Here is a 16,832-nt window from a genome sequence, read left to right as displayed (position 1 = left end):
CATGCCCTCAGTCCAGGCTCTTGCCGACGATGCGGATCAGGAAGAGGGAGACGATGTTGGCCAGCACCACGGCAAACAGTGCACCGGCCGAGGCCACGCCCACGTCGAAGTTCATCAGCGACTGCTTGTAGATCAGGTAGGTCAGGTTGGTGCTCTCGTTGCCGGGCCCGCCCGCCGTGGTGATGGCGATCTCGGCGAACACGCTGAGCAGGAAGATCATCTCGATCATCACCACCACCGCCATGGGCCGCGCCAGATGGGGGAGCGTGAGGTAGTAAAAGCGCTGCAGGGCGTTGGCACCATCCATGCGCGCCGCCTCCATCTGCTCGCGGTCCAGCGACTGCAGCGAGGTGATGAAGATCAGGCAGGCGAAGGGCAGCCATTGCCAGGACACCATGACGATGACGGACAGCAGCGGCATCTCGGTGAGCCAGTCCACGGGCTGCAGTCCGACGGCCCTCCACAGGCTAGCCAGCACGCCATAGATCGGGTTCATCATCATGTGTTTCCACAGCAGCGCATTGACCGTGGGCATCACAAAGAACGGCGAGATCAGCAGCACCCGCACGACGCCGCGCCCCGGAAACGGCTCGTTGATCAGCAAAGCGATCAGCACGCCCAGCACCAGGGTGATCAGCACCACGCTGGCCAGGAAGTTCAGCGTGTTCCACACGGCGGGCAGGAAGTCCGGGTCGGTGACGAAGAAGGCGTAGTTGCCCCAGCCGGCGAAGCGGTGCTCGCCGGGCTGCATGAGGTTGTAGTTGACGAGCGAGAAATAGATCGTCATCAACAAGGGCACGAGCATCCAGCACAGCAGCACGGCCACGGCGGGCGCCATCAGGGCGCGGGGCAGCAGTCGCCTGGCGGATGCCGCCCTGTCGGGAGTCCTATCGGCCCTCATTTGTAGTAGCCGCTTTTCCTCATCTCGCGTTCGGCCAGCGTCTGCGAGGTACTGAGTGCCTGCTCCACCGTGACCTTGCCCGACAGCGCGGCGCTCATCTGCTGGCCCACGGCAATGCCAATGGCCTGGAACTCTGGAATCGCGACGTACTGCACTCCGGCATAGGGCGACTTGGGCTCGGTCGCATCGGTCAGGCTCACGCTGTCGATGGCCCGCTTCTCGGCTGCGGCAAAGCCCGCCACCTTCTGGAACTCGGCATTGGCATAGGTGGACTGGCGCGTTCCTGTGGGCACGGCACGCCAGCCGTGCTCCTGCGCAACCAACTGCACATACTCCCTGGAGGTGGCCCACTTCACGAAGACCTGGGCCGCATCGGCCTTCTTCGAACTGGAGGGTATGGCCAGGTTCCAGGTCCACAGCCAGGTCGATCCCTTGGGCGTGCTGGCCATGGGTGCAGCCGCATAGGCCACCTTGTCGGCCACCTTGGATTGCTTGGGGTCGCTCACGAAGGAGGCGGCGATGCTCGCATCCACCCAGGCGCCGCACTTGCCCTCGTTGAACAGCGCCAGGTTCTCATTGAAGCTGTTGGCCGAGGCGCCCGGGGGGCCATAGGCCTTCATCAGGTCCACATAGAAACCCACGGCCTTCTTCCAGGCGGGTGTGTCGATCTGCGGCTTCCACTGCATGTCGAACCATTGGCCGCCGAAGGTATTGGCCATGGTGGTGATCAGGGCCATGTTGTCCCCCCAGCCCGGCTTGCCGCGCAGGCAGATGCCATAGACCCCGGCCTTGGGATCGTGGACCTTGGAGGCGAACTCCCGGACCTGCTCCCAGGTGGGCTTGTCCGGCATCTGAAAACCCGCCTTGTCGGCCAGGTCCTTGCGGTACATGAGCATGGAGCCTTCGCCATAGAAGGGCGAGGCATAGAGCTTGCCTTCATAGGACAGGCCTTCGCGGATGGTGGGCAGCAGATCGGCCGCGTCATAGGCGGCATCGGTGGCAATGGGCTGCAGCCAGCCCTTCTTCGACCAGATCGGCACCTCGTAGATGCCCACGGTCATCACATCAAACTGGCCGCCCTTGGTGGCGATGTCGGTGGTCACGCGCTGGCGCAGCACGCCTTCTTCCAGCGTCACCCATTTGAGCGTGATGTCGGGGTGGGCCTTCTCGAACCGGGGGGTGAGCTTTTGCATCTCGATCATGTGGCCGTTGTTCACGGTGGCGATCACGAGTTCGGTGCCGGCGAGTGCGCCCACTGCGGCAGTGGCCATGGCCCATGTGAGGCTGGCCTTGAGCAAGCTGTGCATTTTTGTCTCCTTGTTCCCTGGTCTTCGAATGCTGGATCACCGCACCTCCCATCCCGGCTGCGGATGAGGCATTGTGGCGACGGCCTCGTGCCCGGACTGGTACGACAGATGCGTCTTTCGATACTTTTATGCGCAGCCAAGCCGGTGATATCCCTTAGCCGATGCATCAAACCATTTGCCGCTGCTGCGGTGCGTCCCGACCTCCTAGAATTCCGTTCATCCGCATCTCCGAGGCAGACCATGGCCGTGCAGCGCATCCCTGTTCCACCGAGTGCACTCGGCGAGTCCCCCTTCTGGCACCCGCAGGAACACCGGCTCTACTGGTGCGATATCCAGGACCGGCACATCCATTCCTGGGAGCCCGCCACAGGCCTGCACCGCAGCTGGGCCACGCCCAGCGAACCGGGCTGCTGCGCTCCCACGGACCGGGGCCGCATCGTGGTGGGGCTGCGCGATGGCTTCGGCCTGCTGGACACCGCCACGGGACACACCGAAATGATCGCCCGCCTGGACCATGATCCGCAGCAGCTGCGGCTCAACGACGGGCGCTGCGACCGCGCCGGGCGGCTGTGGGCGGGGTCACTGTTCTCGCCCAAGACGGCGCCCGATGCCGCGCTGTGGTGCCTGCGTGCGGACGGCGCCGGAGGCTACGCCGTTCAGCGCATGGCAGGCGACTGCACCACGGCCAACGGCCTGGCCTTCAGCCCCGATGACGACTGGATGTACTGGGCAGACACGCCAGCCCACCGCATAGACCGCTTTGCCTTCGACCTGGAATCCGGCACGCTGGGCACGCGCTCGCTGTGGAAGGCCTTCGCGCCCAAGGCCGAGGGCAGGCTCTATGGCGGCCGCCCCGACGGCGCCAGCGTCGACGTCCGGGGCAACTACTGGGTGGCCATGTACGAAGGCGGCTGCGTGCTGCAACTGAGCCCCGAGGGCGATGTGCTGCAGCGCCTGGACACGCCCGTGCGCTGCCCCACCATGGTCTGCTTTGGGGGGGAGGACCTGCGCACGCTGTACATCACCTCGGCCGGACACGGCCGGCCCGATCCGGAGCGATCGGCGCAGGTGCCTGCCGGCGCACTGATGGAGTGCCGTGTCGATGTGCCGGGCCTGCCGGTGAACAGCTTCCGCGAAGCCTGAGCCTGCACAGCCTCGGCAACGTGTTGCCAGGGGCGTCAGGCCCGCATGCGCTGCAGCAGTCCTGCGGTCGATGCATCGAGCTGCGCCACATCGCCGCTGGCCAGGCGCTGCTGCAGGTCGCGCGCCAGCAGCTTGCCCAGTTCCACCCCCCACTGGTCGAAGCTGTTGAGGCCCCACAGCGCGCCCGCCACGAACACGCGGTGCTCCTGCAAGGCGATCAGCGCACCCAGCGCCGCCGGCGTGAGCGCATCCAGCAGTACGAAGGTACTGGGCCGGTTGCCCGGGAAGTGGCGATGGCCATCATCGCAGGAACGCCCCTGCATCAAGGCCTGGGCCTGGGCCAGGGCGTTGGCCAGCAGTTGCTCATGGTGGCCCTGCAGGCCGTGCGACGGCCGCTGCACGGCGATGATCTCCAGCGGCACGATGTCCGTACCCTGGTGCAGCATCTGGAAGAAGGCATGCTGCCCATCCGTACCCGGCTCGCCCCAGAGCACGGGGGCTGAGCCCAGCGCCAGCGGCCTGCCCTGGCGGTCCACGCGCTTGCCATTGCTCTCCATCTCCAGTTGCTGCAGATAGGCCGGCAGGCGCCGCAGGCCTGCGTGGTAGGGCGCAATGCAGCGGCTGGCAAAGCCCAGCAGATTGCGGTTCCAGACATCGAGCAGGCCCAGGCGCACGGGCAGGTTGGCCTGCAGCGGTGCCGTGCGGAAGTGGTGGTCCATGGCATGCGCGCCGGCCAGCAGGTCGCGGAATGCCGCTGCTCCCACGGCGAGGGCCACGGGCAGCCCGATCGCCGACCACAGCGAATAGCGCCCGCCCACCCAGTCCCAGAAGCCGAAAGTGGTGGTGATGCCCATCTGCGCAGCCGCCGAGGCATTGGTGGTCAGCGCCACGAAATGCCGCGCTACATCTTCACCGCCCTGCGCATGGAACCATTGCAGTGCGCTGCGCGCATTGGTCAGCGTCTCCTGCGTGTTGAAGACCTTGGAGGCCACGATGAACAGCGTGCTGCGCGGCTGCAGCCCATCGAGCACCGATTGCAGCTCATGCCCATCCACGTTGGAGACGAAGTGCATGCGCCGCCGTGCGTCGCACATCCCCTGCAACGCCTGCACGGCCATCTGCGGCCCCAGGCCCGATCCGCCGATGCCCATGCACACCACATCGGTGATGCCGGCATCGGCCCTCACGCGCTCGGCATAGGCCAGCATGGCATCCAGCGTTTCGTGCACCTGGGCCAGGGCCCATGCCAGGCCCGGCGGCGACTCGCCGCGCGGGCAGCGCAGCAGCGCGTGCAGCACGGCGCGGCCCTCGCTGCCGTTGACGTGCTCGCCGGCGAACATGGCATCGCGCTGCTGCTCCACTGCGCACTCGCGCGCCAGACGCAACAGCAGCGCCTCGGCCGGGGCATCCCAGAGGTTCTTGGACAGGTCTGCAAAACAGTGTGGCGCCTCCTGGCTGAAGTGCGTGAACCGGCCGGGATCATCGGCAAAGGCGTGGCGCAGATCGAAGCCCTTGCGCAGGGCCAAGGCATGGTGGTGCAGTGCAGGCCAGACAGTGGCATGGTCACAGCGCGGGGGCTGGGGAATGACGGACAGCATGGGATGAAAGTAATCTGATTACCAAATCGACAACACATCTCTGGAACAAAACTTCAATACCTTCCTATAATTTATCCGATTCTTCAAAATTTCGGTAACCAAGTTACCAAAAAATAGACACACCAACTTGTGGAGACAGCATGGGTTTCGATCTGGTTTTGTTCGGTGGCACGGGTGATCTCGCATGGCGCAAGCTCATGCCCGCGCTGTTCCAGGCGTTCCGCCATGGCACCCTCCCCGAGGGGGGACGCATCCTGTGCGTGGGTCGCGATGATCTGAGTGATGACCAGTACCGCGCGCTCATCCAGGGCCGCTTCGAAAAGGTGGAACTGTCCAAGCGCCCCAGTCCGGAGGAGTTCTCGCGTTTCGCGGCCCTGCTGCACTACCTGCGCATGGACCTGTCGCAACCCGCCGACTACGAGCGCCTGGCCACGGCGCTGAACACGCGCGGCGCCGAGACGGTGGTGATGTACCTGGCCACTGCGCCCAGCCTGTTCACCACGGTCTGCGAGCAGATTGCCGCCGTGGGCCTGAATGGCCCGCAGACGCGCGTGGTGCTGGAAAAGCCGCTGGGCCACGACCTGGCCTCCAACCAGGCCATCAACGCCACGCTGCGCAAGGTCCTGCGCGAAGAGCAGGTGTTTCGCATAGACCACTACCTGGGCAAGCCCTCGGTCCAGAACCTGCTGGCACTGCGCTTCGGCAACGCCCTGTTCGAGCCACTGTGGCGGCGCGAAACCATTGCCAACATCCAGATCACCATTGCCGAGGAACTGGGCGTGGAAAGCCGGGGCGCCTTCTACGACCAGACTGGCGCGCTGCGCGACATGGTGCAAAACCATGCCCTGCAACTGCTGTGCGCCATCGGCATGGAGCCGCCGATCAACGCCTCGGCCCACGCCATCCGCGACGAAAAGCTCAAGGTGCTGCAGTCGCTCAAGCCCTGGACGCCGGAAACCCTGAGCCAGCACGTGGTGCGCGGCCAGTATCTGGCCGGCGCCAGCCAGGGCCAGCCCGTGCCCGCCTACCAGCAAGAGAAAGGCGTGGCGGCCGGCAGCCAGACCGAGACCTTCGTCGCCCTGCGCACCGAGATCTGCAACTGGCGCTGGGCCGGCGTGCCCTTCTACATCCGCACCGGCAAGCGGCTGGCAGGACGGGATGCGCGCATCGTCGTGAACTTCCGGCCCGTGCCCCATCCCATCTTCCGCTCGCCCCTGTCCGAAGCCAACCGCCTGGTCATCAACCTACAGCCCAAGGACGGCCTGGAGCTGCACCTGCTGGCCCAGGGCGCCACCCAGCAGCAGGCCGAGCCTTCGCTGGCCCCTGTGCACCTGAACCTGGACTTCGACCAGCGCTTCGGCGCCAAGCGCGTGGGCGCCTACGAACGCCTGCTGCTGGACGTGATCGCCGGGCGGCTGAACCTGTTCGTGCGCAGCGACGAGCAGGAACAGGCCTGGCGCTGGGTGGAACCCATACTGCAGCACTGGCGCAACGATCTCTCGGGACCGCGCGGCTACGCGGCTGGCAGTTGGGGGCCCAGCGCGGCCAGCGCGATGATTGCGCGGGATGGGTTTTGCTGGAGCGAGGAGGTTTAGGCACCCCCTGAGGCGCTTCGCGCCTTCCCCCTCTCTACTCGCTACGCGAGGGAGGGGGACGACGCCCTCGCCGCGAGGCGGCTCTTGCTCGGCGTCTCTCGCCTGACAGCGCCAGCTTCCTGCGCCGCGCCTGCATATGGCGCCACGCAGTTGGCATATGGCCCGTGAGAAACGCTGAATCATGGGGGAACCTACAATGAGGCCCCGAGAGACTGACCACACCATGAATCCTGCTGCGCCGGCTGCCGATGCCGCCCCCACTTCCTCCCTGATCGATCCCAAGCTCGCCATGGGATGGATGCACACGACGCGCTTTTTGACGACGGCTGCGCAACTGCACCATCTTCCCAAGGTCGATGTGCCCGAGATCGCGTTCGTGGGCCGCTCCAATGCCGGCAAGTCCACCTGCATCAACACGCTGACGCAGCAAAAGCAGCTGGCCTTCGCCTCCAAGAAGCCTGGCCGCACGCAGCACATCAACCTGTTCTCCCTGGGCAAGCAGGGCGTGACCGACGCCGTTCTGGCCGATCTGCCCGGCTACGGCTACGCCGCCGTGTCGCGCACGGACAAGCAGCGCTGGCAGCGCGTGATGCTGAACTATCTGGTCAGCCGCGAGAGCCTGACGGGCATCGTGCTGCTGTGCGATCCGCGACTGGGCCTGACCGAACTCGACGAAGCCTTGCTCGATGCCCTGCGCCCGCGCGTGCAGGAGGGCCTGAAGTTCCTCGTGCTGCTGACCAAGGCCGACAAGCTCACGCGCGCCGAGCAGGCCAAGGTGCTGTCCATCACGCGGCTCAATGCCGGCGGTGGCGAGGTGCGCATGTTCTCCGCGCTGAAGAAGCAGGGTGTGGACGAGGTGGCCCAGCTGCTGTGGCACTGGAGCCATCCCGAAGGGCTGGCCCAGCCGGCCGCGGCTGCACCGCAGGCGGCCGTCGCAGCCGCGACGCCCGGCGAGAGCGACAGCCCCCAAGATTAGCGCCCGGAGGCGCTCGTGTAGCCAGCGCCCCGCAAGGAGCGCAACATGGTGACCACCTGCATTCGTGAGCTGCCTCACGGCATCCATCTGCATTGCCGCGTCAGCGGCGAACCCGGCCGGCCGCTGCTGCTGTTCCTGCACGGCTTTCCCGAGGGCAGCTTCATCTGGGAAGGCATGCTGGAGCAGTTCGGCACGCAATGGCGTTGCGTCGCCCCCGATCTGCGGGGCTTTGGCCATTCCAGCCAGCCGGCCGGCGTGGAGCAGTACAAGGCCAAGCACCTGCTGCAGGATCTGGCAGCGCTGATCGCCATCGAAAGCCCTGGCGCACCAGCCGCCTGCGTGATCGCCCACGACTGGGGCGGTGCCCTGGCCTGGGGTCTGGCCAATCGCCATCCCGGGCTGATGCAGCGGCTGATGATCCTCAACGCCCCGCATCCAGGCGCCTTTCTGCGCGAGTTGCTGGACAACCCCGTGCAGCAGGCAGCAAGCCAGTACATGCATTTCCTGCGCCGCCCCGACGCGCCCGCCCTGCTGGCCGACAACGACTGGCAGCGCATGCTGGGATTTTTCAGCACACCGCAGGGCGAGTTGCCCGGATGGCTCACGCCGCAGTTGCAGCAGCGCTACCGCGAGCACTGGGACCTGGGCGTGCAAGGCTCCTGCCACTACTACGGCGCCAGTCCCCTGGTGCCGCCCCGGCCCGAAGACCCGGACTCAGCCGACGCACTGCGCAACCTGAGGCTGCCGCCCGAGATGCTGGACATCGGCGTGCCCACGCATGTGCTCTGGGGCGACAGCGACCCGGCGCTGCAGCCCGCCCTGGTCGAAGGCCTGGAGCCGTGGGTGCCGCGCCTGACGGTGCAGCACCTGGCAGGCACTTCGCACTGGGTCGTGCACGAGCAGCCCGATGCGGTGCGGCAAGCGCTGGAGCAGTTCCTGTCCCGCCCCGTTCAGTAGACCGAAGGCTCGCCCTCGGGCCGGGTCTTGAAGCGCCTGTGCACCCAGTAGTACTGGTCGGGCATGGTGCGAATCGCCGCTTCCAGTTCGCGGTTCATGCGTGCCGTATCGGCCTCGGCATCGTCGGTGGGAAAGTCCGTCCACGCTGGCGTGATCTCGGCCACGTAGCCCGTGGGCGTCATGCGCGTGTACATGCCCAGCACCTTGGCCCGGCCCAGGCGTGCAAAGCGCGACAGCGAGGGGATGGTGGCCGCGTTCACGCCGAAGAAGGGCACGAAGACCGAGTCGTTGCGGCCGAAGTCCATGTCGGGCAAAAGGTACAGCAGCCCGCCCTTGCGCAGGTTGGAGATGATGGGCTTGACCCCGTCGGCGCGGTTGAGCATGCGCACGTCGCCAAAGCGCTGGCGCCCCGACATGAACCACTCATCGACCGCAGGGTCCGGGTGGGTGGAGAAAATCGAGGTGAAGGGCCGCGTGGTGTGCAGCGGCAGCGCCAGGCCCCCCGCATCCATGCTGTAGAAATGCGGCGCGAACAGGATGGTGGGCGTATCGCCATCGAGCTCATGCACGGCGCCCTGCAGCTTCACGCGCTCGGCCACCACCTCGCGCGGCGCGGCCCACAGCCAGCTGCGGTCCAGCCAGGTCTGGCAAAAAACGATGAAGTTGCTGCGCGCCAGCTCCACGCGCTGCGCCTCGGTCAGCTCGGGAAAGCACAGCGCAAGATTGCGCAGCGCCACCTTGCGGCGCGGCGCCGCCAGCACGAACAGCACACGCCCCAGAAACGCACCCAGCCCCCGCAGCCACGGCAGCGGCATCCAAGCCAGCGACCGCATCAGCCACACGCCGATGCGCCCGCTCATGCATGCACCTCGTTGGCAGGTGCTTCACGGCGCGGCTGCTTGTAGCGCGCATAGCCCCACAGGTACTGCTGCGGGCATTGGCGGATGGTGTGTTCCATCGCCTCGTTGATCTGCTGCACCGCAGCTTCCAGATTCTCGGACAAGGGCACGGGCAACTCCTCAAGATACAGCGCATAGCCCCGCCCCCAGGACAAGCGCTCACAACGGGCCACGATCACCGCGGCCCCCGTCTGCAACGCCAGGCGCGCCGCCAGCGTCATCGTATAGGCATCACGGCCGAAGAACGGCGACCAGACGCCCTGCCCCTCGGGCGGAACCTGGTCTGGCAGCAGCCCCACGGCCGCGCCCTTGCGCAGCGCCTTGATCATCTGGCGCACGCCGGCCAGCGTGGTCGGCACGGCCTGCACGCCGGGGCGGTTGCGCGCCGTCTCCATGACGCGGGCCAGCCAGGGCTGGCGCGCGGGGCGGTAGAGAATGGTGATCTCGCCATGCTCGGCCGACCATTGCCGCGCCGCATGCTGCACTGACAGCTCGAAGCAGCCCAGGTGCGGCGTCAGAAAGATGATGCCGCGCCCGGCCGCGTAGGCCCGGCGCACGCATTCCTCGTTGTGCATCTCGCAGCTCGGCTGCCTGCCCATCCACATGCGCGGCAGCTCCGCCACCATGCGCCCCGCGTGTCCCACGGCCGGCGCCACGGCGCCCAGGCCGTAGCCGGCCTGCCGGGCGTTGGCCAGAAAGCGGCGCCGGTACGTGGGCGAAGCGGCGAACGCCACCCAGCCCATGAGCGCGCCAAGGGGGTGCAATAGCCACAAAGGCAGTGCAGCAAACAGTCGGAACAGGGATGGCATTAAAATGATGGGTGTCGCTGAGTTAACTGAGCAACTTGCAGAGCGACGTTAAACAATTTCTGCTAAAGCGTTCGCCAGAGCTCCTGCAGCTTGGGCAGCGCCCAGCAAAAAAGCTGCAACCAAGGAGTTTATTCATATGGCGAACGACTTTCTTTTCACCTCGGAATCCGTCTCTGAAGGCCATCCGGACAAGGTGGCTGACCAGATCTCTGACGCGATCCTGGACGCCATTTTCGCCCAAGACCCGTACAGCCGCGTGGCGGCCGAGACGCTGACCAACACGGGCCTGGTGGTTTTGGCAGGTGAGATCACCACCGGCGCAAACGTCGACTACATCCAGGTCGCACGCGACACCATCAAGCGCATCGGCTACGACAACACCGACTACGGCATCGACTACAAGGGCTGCGCCGTGCTCGTGGCCTACGACAAGCAAAGCCAGGACATCGCCCAGGGCGTGGACAAGGCCAGCGATGACGAGCTCAACACCGGCGCCGGCGACCAGGGCCTGATGTTCGGCTACGCCTGCGACGAGACGCCCGAGCTGATGCCCGCGCCCATCTACTACGCGCACCGCCTCGTCGAGCGCCAGGCCCAGCTGCGCAAGGACGGCCGCCTGCCCTTCCTGCGCCCCGACGCCAAGAGCCAGGTGACCATGCGCTACGTGGACGGCAAGCCCCACAGCATCGACACCGTGGTGCTGTCCACCCAGCACAGCCCCGACCAGTCGGAAACCGCCACCAAGATGAAGGCCAGCTTCACCGAAGCCATCATCGAGGAAATCATCAAGCCCGTGCTGCCCTCCGAGTGGCTGCAGGACACCAAGTACCTGATCAACCCCACGGGCCGCTTCGTTGTCGGCGGCCCCCAGGGTGACTGCGGCCTGACCGGCCGCAAGATCATCGTTGACACCTACGGCGGTGCCTGCCCCCATGGCGGCGGCGCCTTCAGCGGCAAGGACCCGACCAAGGTGGACCGCAGCGCCGCCTACGCCGCGCGCTACGTGGCCAAGAACATCGTGGCCGCCGGCCTGGCACGCCAGTGCCAGATCCAAGTGGCCTACGCCATCGGCGTGGCACGCCCGATGAACATCACGGTCTACACCGAAGGCACAGGCGTCATCCCCGACGCCGAGATTGCCAAGCTGGTGGCCGCCCACTTCGACCTGCGCCCCAAGGGCATCATCCAGATGCTGGACCTGCTGCGCCCCATCTACAGCAAGACCGCCGCCTACGGCCACTTCGGCCGTGAAGAGCCCGAATTCACCTGGGAGCGGACGGACAAGGCAGCCGTGCTGCGCGCTGCGGCCGGCCTGTAAGCAAAACGCCAGGGGCGCTCGTGCGCCCATCTAACGGATGGCCTTTGGCCCCATGTTGCGCTGTGCCGCACATGGGGCTTTTTTCATCGAAGGCCTTCTCGCAATACTCGCACCAAACTGGCGCAACAGGCAAAGTAATCGGGTTTAACGGCCGATAAACTGACTGCACCTTTCCACAAGAGAGGCAATCTGCAAGGCAACCTCAAGCTCTGCCACATCCAAGACAAGACAAGGCAAAAAGCGATGGCTGCCTCCTACAAAGCGATTTACTGCTTCAGTGCCCTTCTTGCGCTGGCCATATTGGGGGTTTATCTGCCCGGCCTGAACAACGGGCTGCTGTTTGACGATATGCGTCTGGCGGATGCAACCATTTTCGGCAACTACGGCAGCCTGCTGGACTTCAAACAGCGCACGCTGTCGTATGGCAGCTTCGTCTGGATCGAACAGCTCTTTGGAGCCGGCTGGTGGAAGCAGCGCGTCTTCAATATCGCCTTGCATCTCGCGACCGTGGCAGCTTTGTATGCACTGTTCAAGGCCCTGCTGACGCAGACGCGCTTTCCGCAGGACATCGAGGAGCAGCCCCATTTCCTCGCGTCGCGCGATGCAGCCCTGCAGTTGGGCCTGATCCTTTTTGCACTGAACCCCGTCGCGGTCTACGCCGTTGGATACTTGGTGCAGCGCTCCATCGTCATGGCAACGCTGTTCGCGGTACTGGCATGCTGGACCTTTGTGCGTGGGCTTCAGAGCGGGCGCGCTCTCTGGCATGCCACGGCATTGATCTGCTATGTGCTTGCCGTACTGTCCAAGGAGCATGCGTTTCTGACAGTCGCCATGGTGGTGCCGCTTTACATTTTTGTCAGGCGCCCCGGCATGAAGGCGGCCATGGTCATTGTGGGAATGGCCTTGCTGCTGTTGGCCATTGCCTCGGCTGCAGTCTTTCATTTCTTCGGCAGTCTGGTGGGCCAGATTTTCGATGAGCAATCCCAAGGCTATGCAAGGCAGTTGGAAGCCCTTCGGCCCGGAATCACCGCTCAGATCTATCCCCTGAGCATCCTCAATGAAGCCGCCCTGTTTTTTGCCTATGGATTTCTGTGGATCTTTCCATATGTGGGCTGGATGTCCATCGACCTGAGACCGGCATTTCCCCTGGGCTTTGGATCGATATGGCACCTTGCCGGAGCCATGGGCTATCTCACCGTGCTGGGCTGCGCCATCTGGGCATTGATCAAGCGCCCAGGCATCATCGGTCTCGTCGCCCTCTGCATTCTGTTTCCCCTTCTCTGGTATGCCACTGAATTCGCCACAGTCTGGCTGCAGGATCCCTTCGTGCTGTACCGCAGCTACCTGTGGGCGGTGGCCATTCCGGGGCTCGTGGCCATTGCGCTGACAGGGGTCAAACCACGCACCATCTACATCGCAGGCATCGTCATCGGGCTGGTGTACGGAGCCCTGGCTCTCGAGCGCGTGCTCTCTCTTCAGGATGTAGGCACATCCTGGGCCGATGCTGTCGAAAAAATCGACAAAAAAGCCCCCGCCAATGCCGTGGGACGCGGCCGTGCCTTCCTGAACGTAGGAACAGCTCATGCAGACAAGGGCATGCTCGACCAGGCGCTGCAGGACTTCGCCACGGCCAACGCCCTTGGAGACTTGGGAGGCAATGCACTGTTCAATATGGGTGCCGTTCTGTCCCAGCAAAAGAAATTTGCCGAGGCGATGAATGCCTTCTGGGCGGCAGAGGCCAAGGGTTTCAAGGGCCAGGCCCTGAATTACCAGAAAGCCGAAGCGCTTTTGGCCATGGGCCAGCCTAGTGAAGCGCTCAAGGAATACACCATCGCGCTCACCGCTCCGGCGGAAGACCCCGAAAACGCCAAGCAGATGGAGCAAACCTTGCGCCTCAAGCGCGCGGAAACTGCCATCGCTGCTCAGCAATATCAAGTGGCTGTTGGCGATTTTCAGATTCTGCTGAATGCCTCGCCCGATGTACCCCGCCTGATCGTCGGGCTGGGCCTGGCCCTTGTTGGCAAGGGAGAAAGTGTCAGAGCCAAGGAGTTGCTGACACCGTTGGTCGCTCGAAACCCCAGTGCACCCGCGCTGTACGGGCTTGCAATGGCTTACCACGGTCAAGGAAACATGGCGGAAGCGCTGAAGTACCTCGACCAAGCCATTCGTCGGGAGCCTCAGAATCCTCAATACAGGCAAATCCGCAGCCAGCTCAATCCGCAACCAACGGCCAAACCTCAGGCTGCGAAGTAAAAACCTTCCGCCATGGCTTTGCGCATACTCCACGTCGGCAAATTCTTCCCGTCCTATCGGGGCGGCATGGAGGTCTTTCTTGCCGACTTGATCCAGGAGCAGCGGTCTCAGGGCATAGATGCCCATGCCCTGGTCCATGGTGATCCGGAGCCAGATGATCCCCTCTGGCTGGAACGCGTGCCGGTTCAATTCAATCTGGTCTACGCCCCCATGGCCATCGGATTCCGGCGCGCACTGGGCCGCGCCATCGAACGCATTCAGCCCGACGTACTGCACCTGCATCTGCCCAACAACTCGGCGCTATGGGCCCTCACCTTGCCGATAGCCAGGCGCGTTCCCTGGGTCATTCACTGGCACTCCGATGTGGTGGTTTCCAACATCAAGTGGTCCGTGGCCCTGGCCTACATGCTGTACAGGCCGTTCGAACAGGCCCTGCTGGAGCGCGCTCAGCAGGTGTTTGCCACGTCGCCGCCCTATCTTGAGGCCAGCAATGCCCTGCGCACCTGGCGCAGCAAATGCGAGATCGTTCCGCTGGGCCTGAACCTCGAAACCCTTCCTGAACCAGCACCGCTGCAACACGGTCAAGGCTGGCGGCCCGACACCCGGTTGCGCCTGTTGTCCATAGGACGGTTGACGTACTACAAAGGCTTCGAGACCCTGATCCTAGCCGTCTCGGCCATGCCCGGCGTGGAACTGCTGATTGCGGGAGAAGGCGAACTACGTGCATCCCTGGAAAACCTGATACGCCAACGCACTCCCGAGGGCAGACAGGCCTGTGTGCGACTGGTGGGCTCGGTGTCAGACGAGGAAAAACATGCCTTGTTTGCAGAGTGCGACATCTTCTGCCTTGCCTCACGCGAACGCACGGAAGCTTTCGGCATCGTGTTGCTGGAGGCCATGCTGCACGCCAAACCCTGCCTGGTCACCGACCTTCCCGGTTCCGGCATGCCCTGGGTGGTCGGCCATGCCCACGCCGGCCTGCATGTGCCCTTTGAAGACATCGATGCCTGGCGCAGCAGCATTGCTCGCCTGCAGCACGACAAAGAGCTGAGGCAGCGACTGGGCCAATCAGGCCACAAGGCCTTGCATCGGTTTTTCAGCATTGGCCCCTGTGAGCGCAGTGTGGCGCGTCACTATCGCAGCCTGGCACCCGACAACCGCCCGGCCAGAGTGGGTCAGGACCTGCTGGTCGTCATTTCCACGCGCAACAACGAGGCCGAAATAACCCATCTCATCCGCAGGGTCCATGCCCTGGTCGATGCAACCGTGCTTGTCGTGGACAACCGCAGCACCGATGCCACCTGCCATGAAGCCGAGCAATGCGGCGCCCGGGTGCTGCGCCCTTTGCTGGCCATGACCAATTGGGGCAGTTTGCAGACAGGATTGCGCTATGCGCAGACCCATGGCTTCCAGACCGTCGTCACCATCGACGCCGAGGGCCGCTACGAGGTGGAGGAACTTCCCGCACTTCTGGCCGTGCGCCAGAAGGCAGACATGGTCGTTGCCTACTTTGCTGAACAAAACAGCCTTGCGCGCCGCATCGCGTGGCAATGGTTTCGCTGGTTGACGGGTTTGGGCCTGCGCGATTTTGTGTCCGGGTTCCGGTTGTACAACCGTCCAGCATTGGAGGTAGCAGCCTCTACGGAGGCCACGATGCTTGACTATCAAGACATCGGCGCGCTGCTGCTTATGCGCAGACAGGGACTACAGGTTGCAGAGGTTGCACTGCCACTACATACTGCAAAAATCAATCGGTCGAAAATCTTCAGATCATGGGGCAATGCAGTGAGATATGTAGCTGTATCTTCATTACTGAGTATTGCACATGGCAGGGATACGTGAAATCCACTTCATCCCTCCCGCTGATTTATTGAACCAATTGAGCCACCTTGGCATAAATTTCTATTGTTCGCTCAGAGCATTGAGCCCAAGACATTTGACCAGATCGCGCCAACCCTAAGGTTCGCGCCTGCCTTTGCCAGTGTTCATCAGTCAGGCAGCCCTGAAGGCCAAATAATATTTCTTCCAGATTCAAGGGATTCACCAGTCTAGCGGCACCTCCGGCAATCTCTGGCATGCAGGAAACGTTGGATGTGAGCACTGGGGTGCCACTCGCCATTGCCTCCACAATAGGTAATCCAAAACCTTCATAAAGTGATGGATAGACCATCAATCGCGCCCCAGCATACAATGCCGGAAGCCAACTTTGGTCAACATAGGATATGTATTGCAACCAACCCTGGGCCCGTGCTTTTGCAAGGCACAAGTGAATCGCATTAGAGTTCCAGCCACTGCCCCCCGCAATCACCAAAGGCCAATTGTGCCGCACCTCTTTGGGTAGCATTCCATACGCCTCAACAAGGCGTTGGATATTTTTCCGTGGCTCTATGGTACCGACAAATAGACTATACCTCCCAGACCTAAGCCCCAACGCATTCATTACAGAGTCTAGCATCTCTGATGTATGAGGTCGAAAATCACTACCCGCCGCCAAATGTATTGCGGTCACTTGTTCTGGTGACATCAGTCCATGCGCCAGCACTTCCTGGCGAACAGTCTCGGATACCGTAATTACATGATCTGTCCTCGCCAAGCTTTCACCCAAAGCCATATTCATATATTCAACACGAACCTGGGGATGAAAATTCGGATAAAGGATATGAGATAGATCGTGTATCGTGCTTACAGTCCTACCACTGAAATTCGGAACAATATAATTAGGCGAATGATATACACACCCTTCATTTCCACGCAGCCGCCATCCAAAAAGGGCAGGAGTGATCCTTTTGTATAAACGAACAGCCAATCTACTTCCCGCAACCCTATCCCGCAGCGCCGCTTTGGTCTTAATCAAGGACAATTTCAAAGGGGCGAGGGTTTCCAAAGCAGCCATGGGATCATCAACCCACCGCCCGGAAGAAAAATACCGTAATCTATCAATACCCTCATGACAACTCAGCCGCTTCGCCAGCTCATAAGTATATCGCCCTATACCAGTCAGTGGTGGGCGAAGCGCATCAGCAGCAAAAATTACATCAAGTCTCATAAGAGCATTATCTGACGCCAGAATATATTA

At 63.2% G+C, this 16,832-nt stretch carries 13 protein-coding genes; 7 read left to right on the top strand and 6 right to left on the bottom strand.

Features of this window, described 5'->3' with window-relative positions:
- Nucleotides 1–7 precede the first annotated feature (7 nt).
- A complete protein-coding gene (locus INR38_RS01650) occupies nt 8–901 on the bottom strand; it encodes a sugar ABC transporter permease (protein WP_207441700.1) in 894 nt (297 codons plus the stop codon).
- Nucleotides 898–2,208 carry a sugar ABC transporter substrate-binding protein gene (locus INR38_RS01645; protein WP_071956771.1) on the bottom strand — a complete coding sequence of 437 codons (1,311 nt, stop codon included), beginning with the start codon at nt 2,206–2,208 and terminating at the stop codon, nt 898–900. The genes INR38_RS01650 and INR38_RS01645 overlap by 4 nt, the downstream gene beginning before the upstream one ends.
- A gap of 240 nt (nt 2,209–2,448) precedes the next feature.
- Between INR38_RS01645 and INR38_RS01640 the strand changes: the two genes are divergently transcribed.
- The gene (locus INR38_RS01640) at nt 2,449–3,351 is read left to right on the top strand and encodes an SMP-30/gluconolactonase/LRE family protein (RefSeq protein WP_063328285.1); all 903 of its coding nucleotides are present in this window, start codon (nt 2,449–2,451) and stop codon (nt 3,349–3,351) included.
- Between the two features lie 35 nt (nt 3,352–3,386).
- Here INR38_RS01640 and pgi read toward each other — a convergent pair whose 3' ends face one another.
- Nucleotides 3,387–4,949 (bottom strand): glucose-6-phosphate isomerase, encoded by a 1,563-nt coding sequence (gene pgi / locus INR38_RS01635; RefSeq protein WP_207441698.1) that lies wholly within the window; start codon nt 4,947–4,949, stop codon nt 3,387–3,389.
- Between the two features lie 140 nt (nt 4,950–5,089).
- On the opposite strand from pgi, the gene zwf reads away from it, so the two are divergent.
- The 3 genes from zwf (at nt 5,090) to INR38_RS01620 (ending at nt 8,477) form a co-directional block, all read left to right on the top strand.
- Nucleotides 5,090–6,544, top strand: coding sequence for a glucose-6-phosphate dehydrogenase (zwf, locus tag INR38_RS01630; protein ID WP_012207397.1), 1,455 nt, complete (start codon nt 5,090–5,092; stop codon nt 6,542–6,544).
- Between the two features lie 223 nt (nt 6,545–6,767).
- The gene (gene yihA, locus INR38_RS01625) at nt 6,768–7,520 is read left to right on the top strand and encodes a ribosome biogenesis GTP-binding protein YihA/YsxC (protein WP_207441697.1); all 753 of its coding nucleotides are present in this window, start codon (nt 6,768–6,770) and stop codon (nt 7,518–7,520) included.
- 45 nt (nt 7,521–7,565) lie between these two features.
- On the top strand, nt 7,566–8,477 hold the full coding sequence (locus tag INR38_RS01620; protein ID WP_207441696.1) for an alpha/beta fold hydrolase: 912 nt from the start codon (nt 7,566–7,568) through the stop codon (nt 8,475–8,477).
- Here the strand turns inward: INR38_RS01620 and INR38_RS01615 are convergent.
- Together INR38_RS01615 and INR38_RS01610 are read right to left on the bottom strand one after the other, a co-directional pair.
- Nucleotides 8,471–9,337, bottom strand: coding sequence for a lipid A biosynthesis acyltransferase (locus INR38_RS01615; RefSeq protein WP_207441694.1), 867 nt, complete (start codon nt 9,335–9,337; stop codon nt 8,471–8,473). The two genes, INR38_RS01620 and INR38_RS01615, sit on opposite strands and share 7 nt — an antisense overlap.
- A complete protein-coding gene (locus INR38_RS01610) occupies nt 9,334–10,185 on the bottom strand; it encodes a lysophospholipid acyltransferase family protein (protein ID WP_207441692.1) in 852 nt (283 codons plus the stop codon). Before INR38_RS01610 ends, INR38_RS01615 begins: the two co-directional genes overlap by 4 nt.
- A gap of 136 nt (nt 10,186–10,321) precedes the next feature.
- On the opposite strand from INR38_RS01610, the gene metK reads away from it, so the two are divergent.
- The 3 genes from metK (at nt 10,322) to INR38_RS01595 (ending at nt 15,598) form a co-directional block, all read left to right on the top strand.
- Nucleotides 10,322–11,503: a methionine adenosyltransferase gene (gene metK / locus INR38_RS01605; RefSeq protein ID WP_012207402.1), complete on the top strand. Its 1,182-nt coding sequence runs from the start codon at nt 10,322–10,324 to the stop codon at nt 11,501–11,503.
- Between the two features lie 243 nt (nt 11,504–11,746).
- Nucleotides 11,747–13,756, top strand: a complete 2,010-nt coding sequence (locus INR38_RS01600; RefSeq protein ID WP_207441690.1) for a tetratricopeptide repeat protein — start codon at nt 11,747–11,749, stop codon at nt 13,754–13,756.
- A 12-nt stretch (nt 13,757–13,768) separates the two neighbouring features.
- Complete coding sequence (locus tag INR38_RS01595) at nt 13,769–15,598, top strand: glycosyltransferase (RefSeq protein ID WP_207441688.1); 1,830 nt, start codon at nt 13,769–13,771, stop codon at nt 15,596–15,598.
- 25 nt (nt 15,599–15,623) lie between these two features.
- On the opposite strand, the gene INR38_RS01590 is transcribed toward INR38_RS01595, so the two are convergent.
- A complete protein-coding gene (locus tag INR38_RS01590; protein WP_207441686.1) occupies nt 15,624–16,802 on the bottom strand; it encodes a glycosyltransferase family 1 protein in 1,179 nt (392 codons plus the stop codon).
- Nucleotides 16,803–16,832 lie beyond the last annotated feature (30 nt).

This window comes from Delftia sp. SD018 (assembly GCF_017355445.1).
Lineage (GTDB): Bacteria > Pseudomonadota > Gammaproteobacteria > Burkholderiales > Burkholderiaceae_C > Comamonas > Comamonas acidovorans.
The sequence above is the reverse complement of the archived record's forward strand: the minus strand, read 5'-3'. Positions and strand labels throughout refer to the sequence as shown.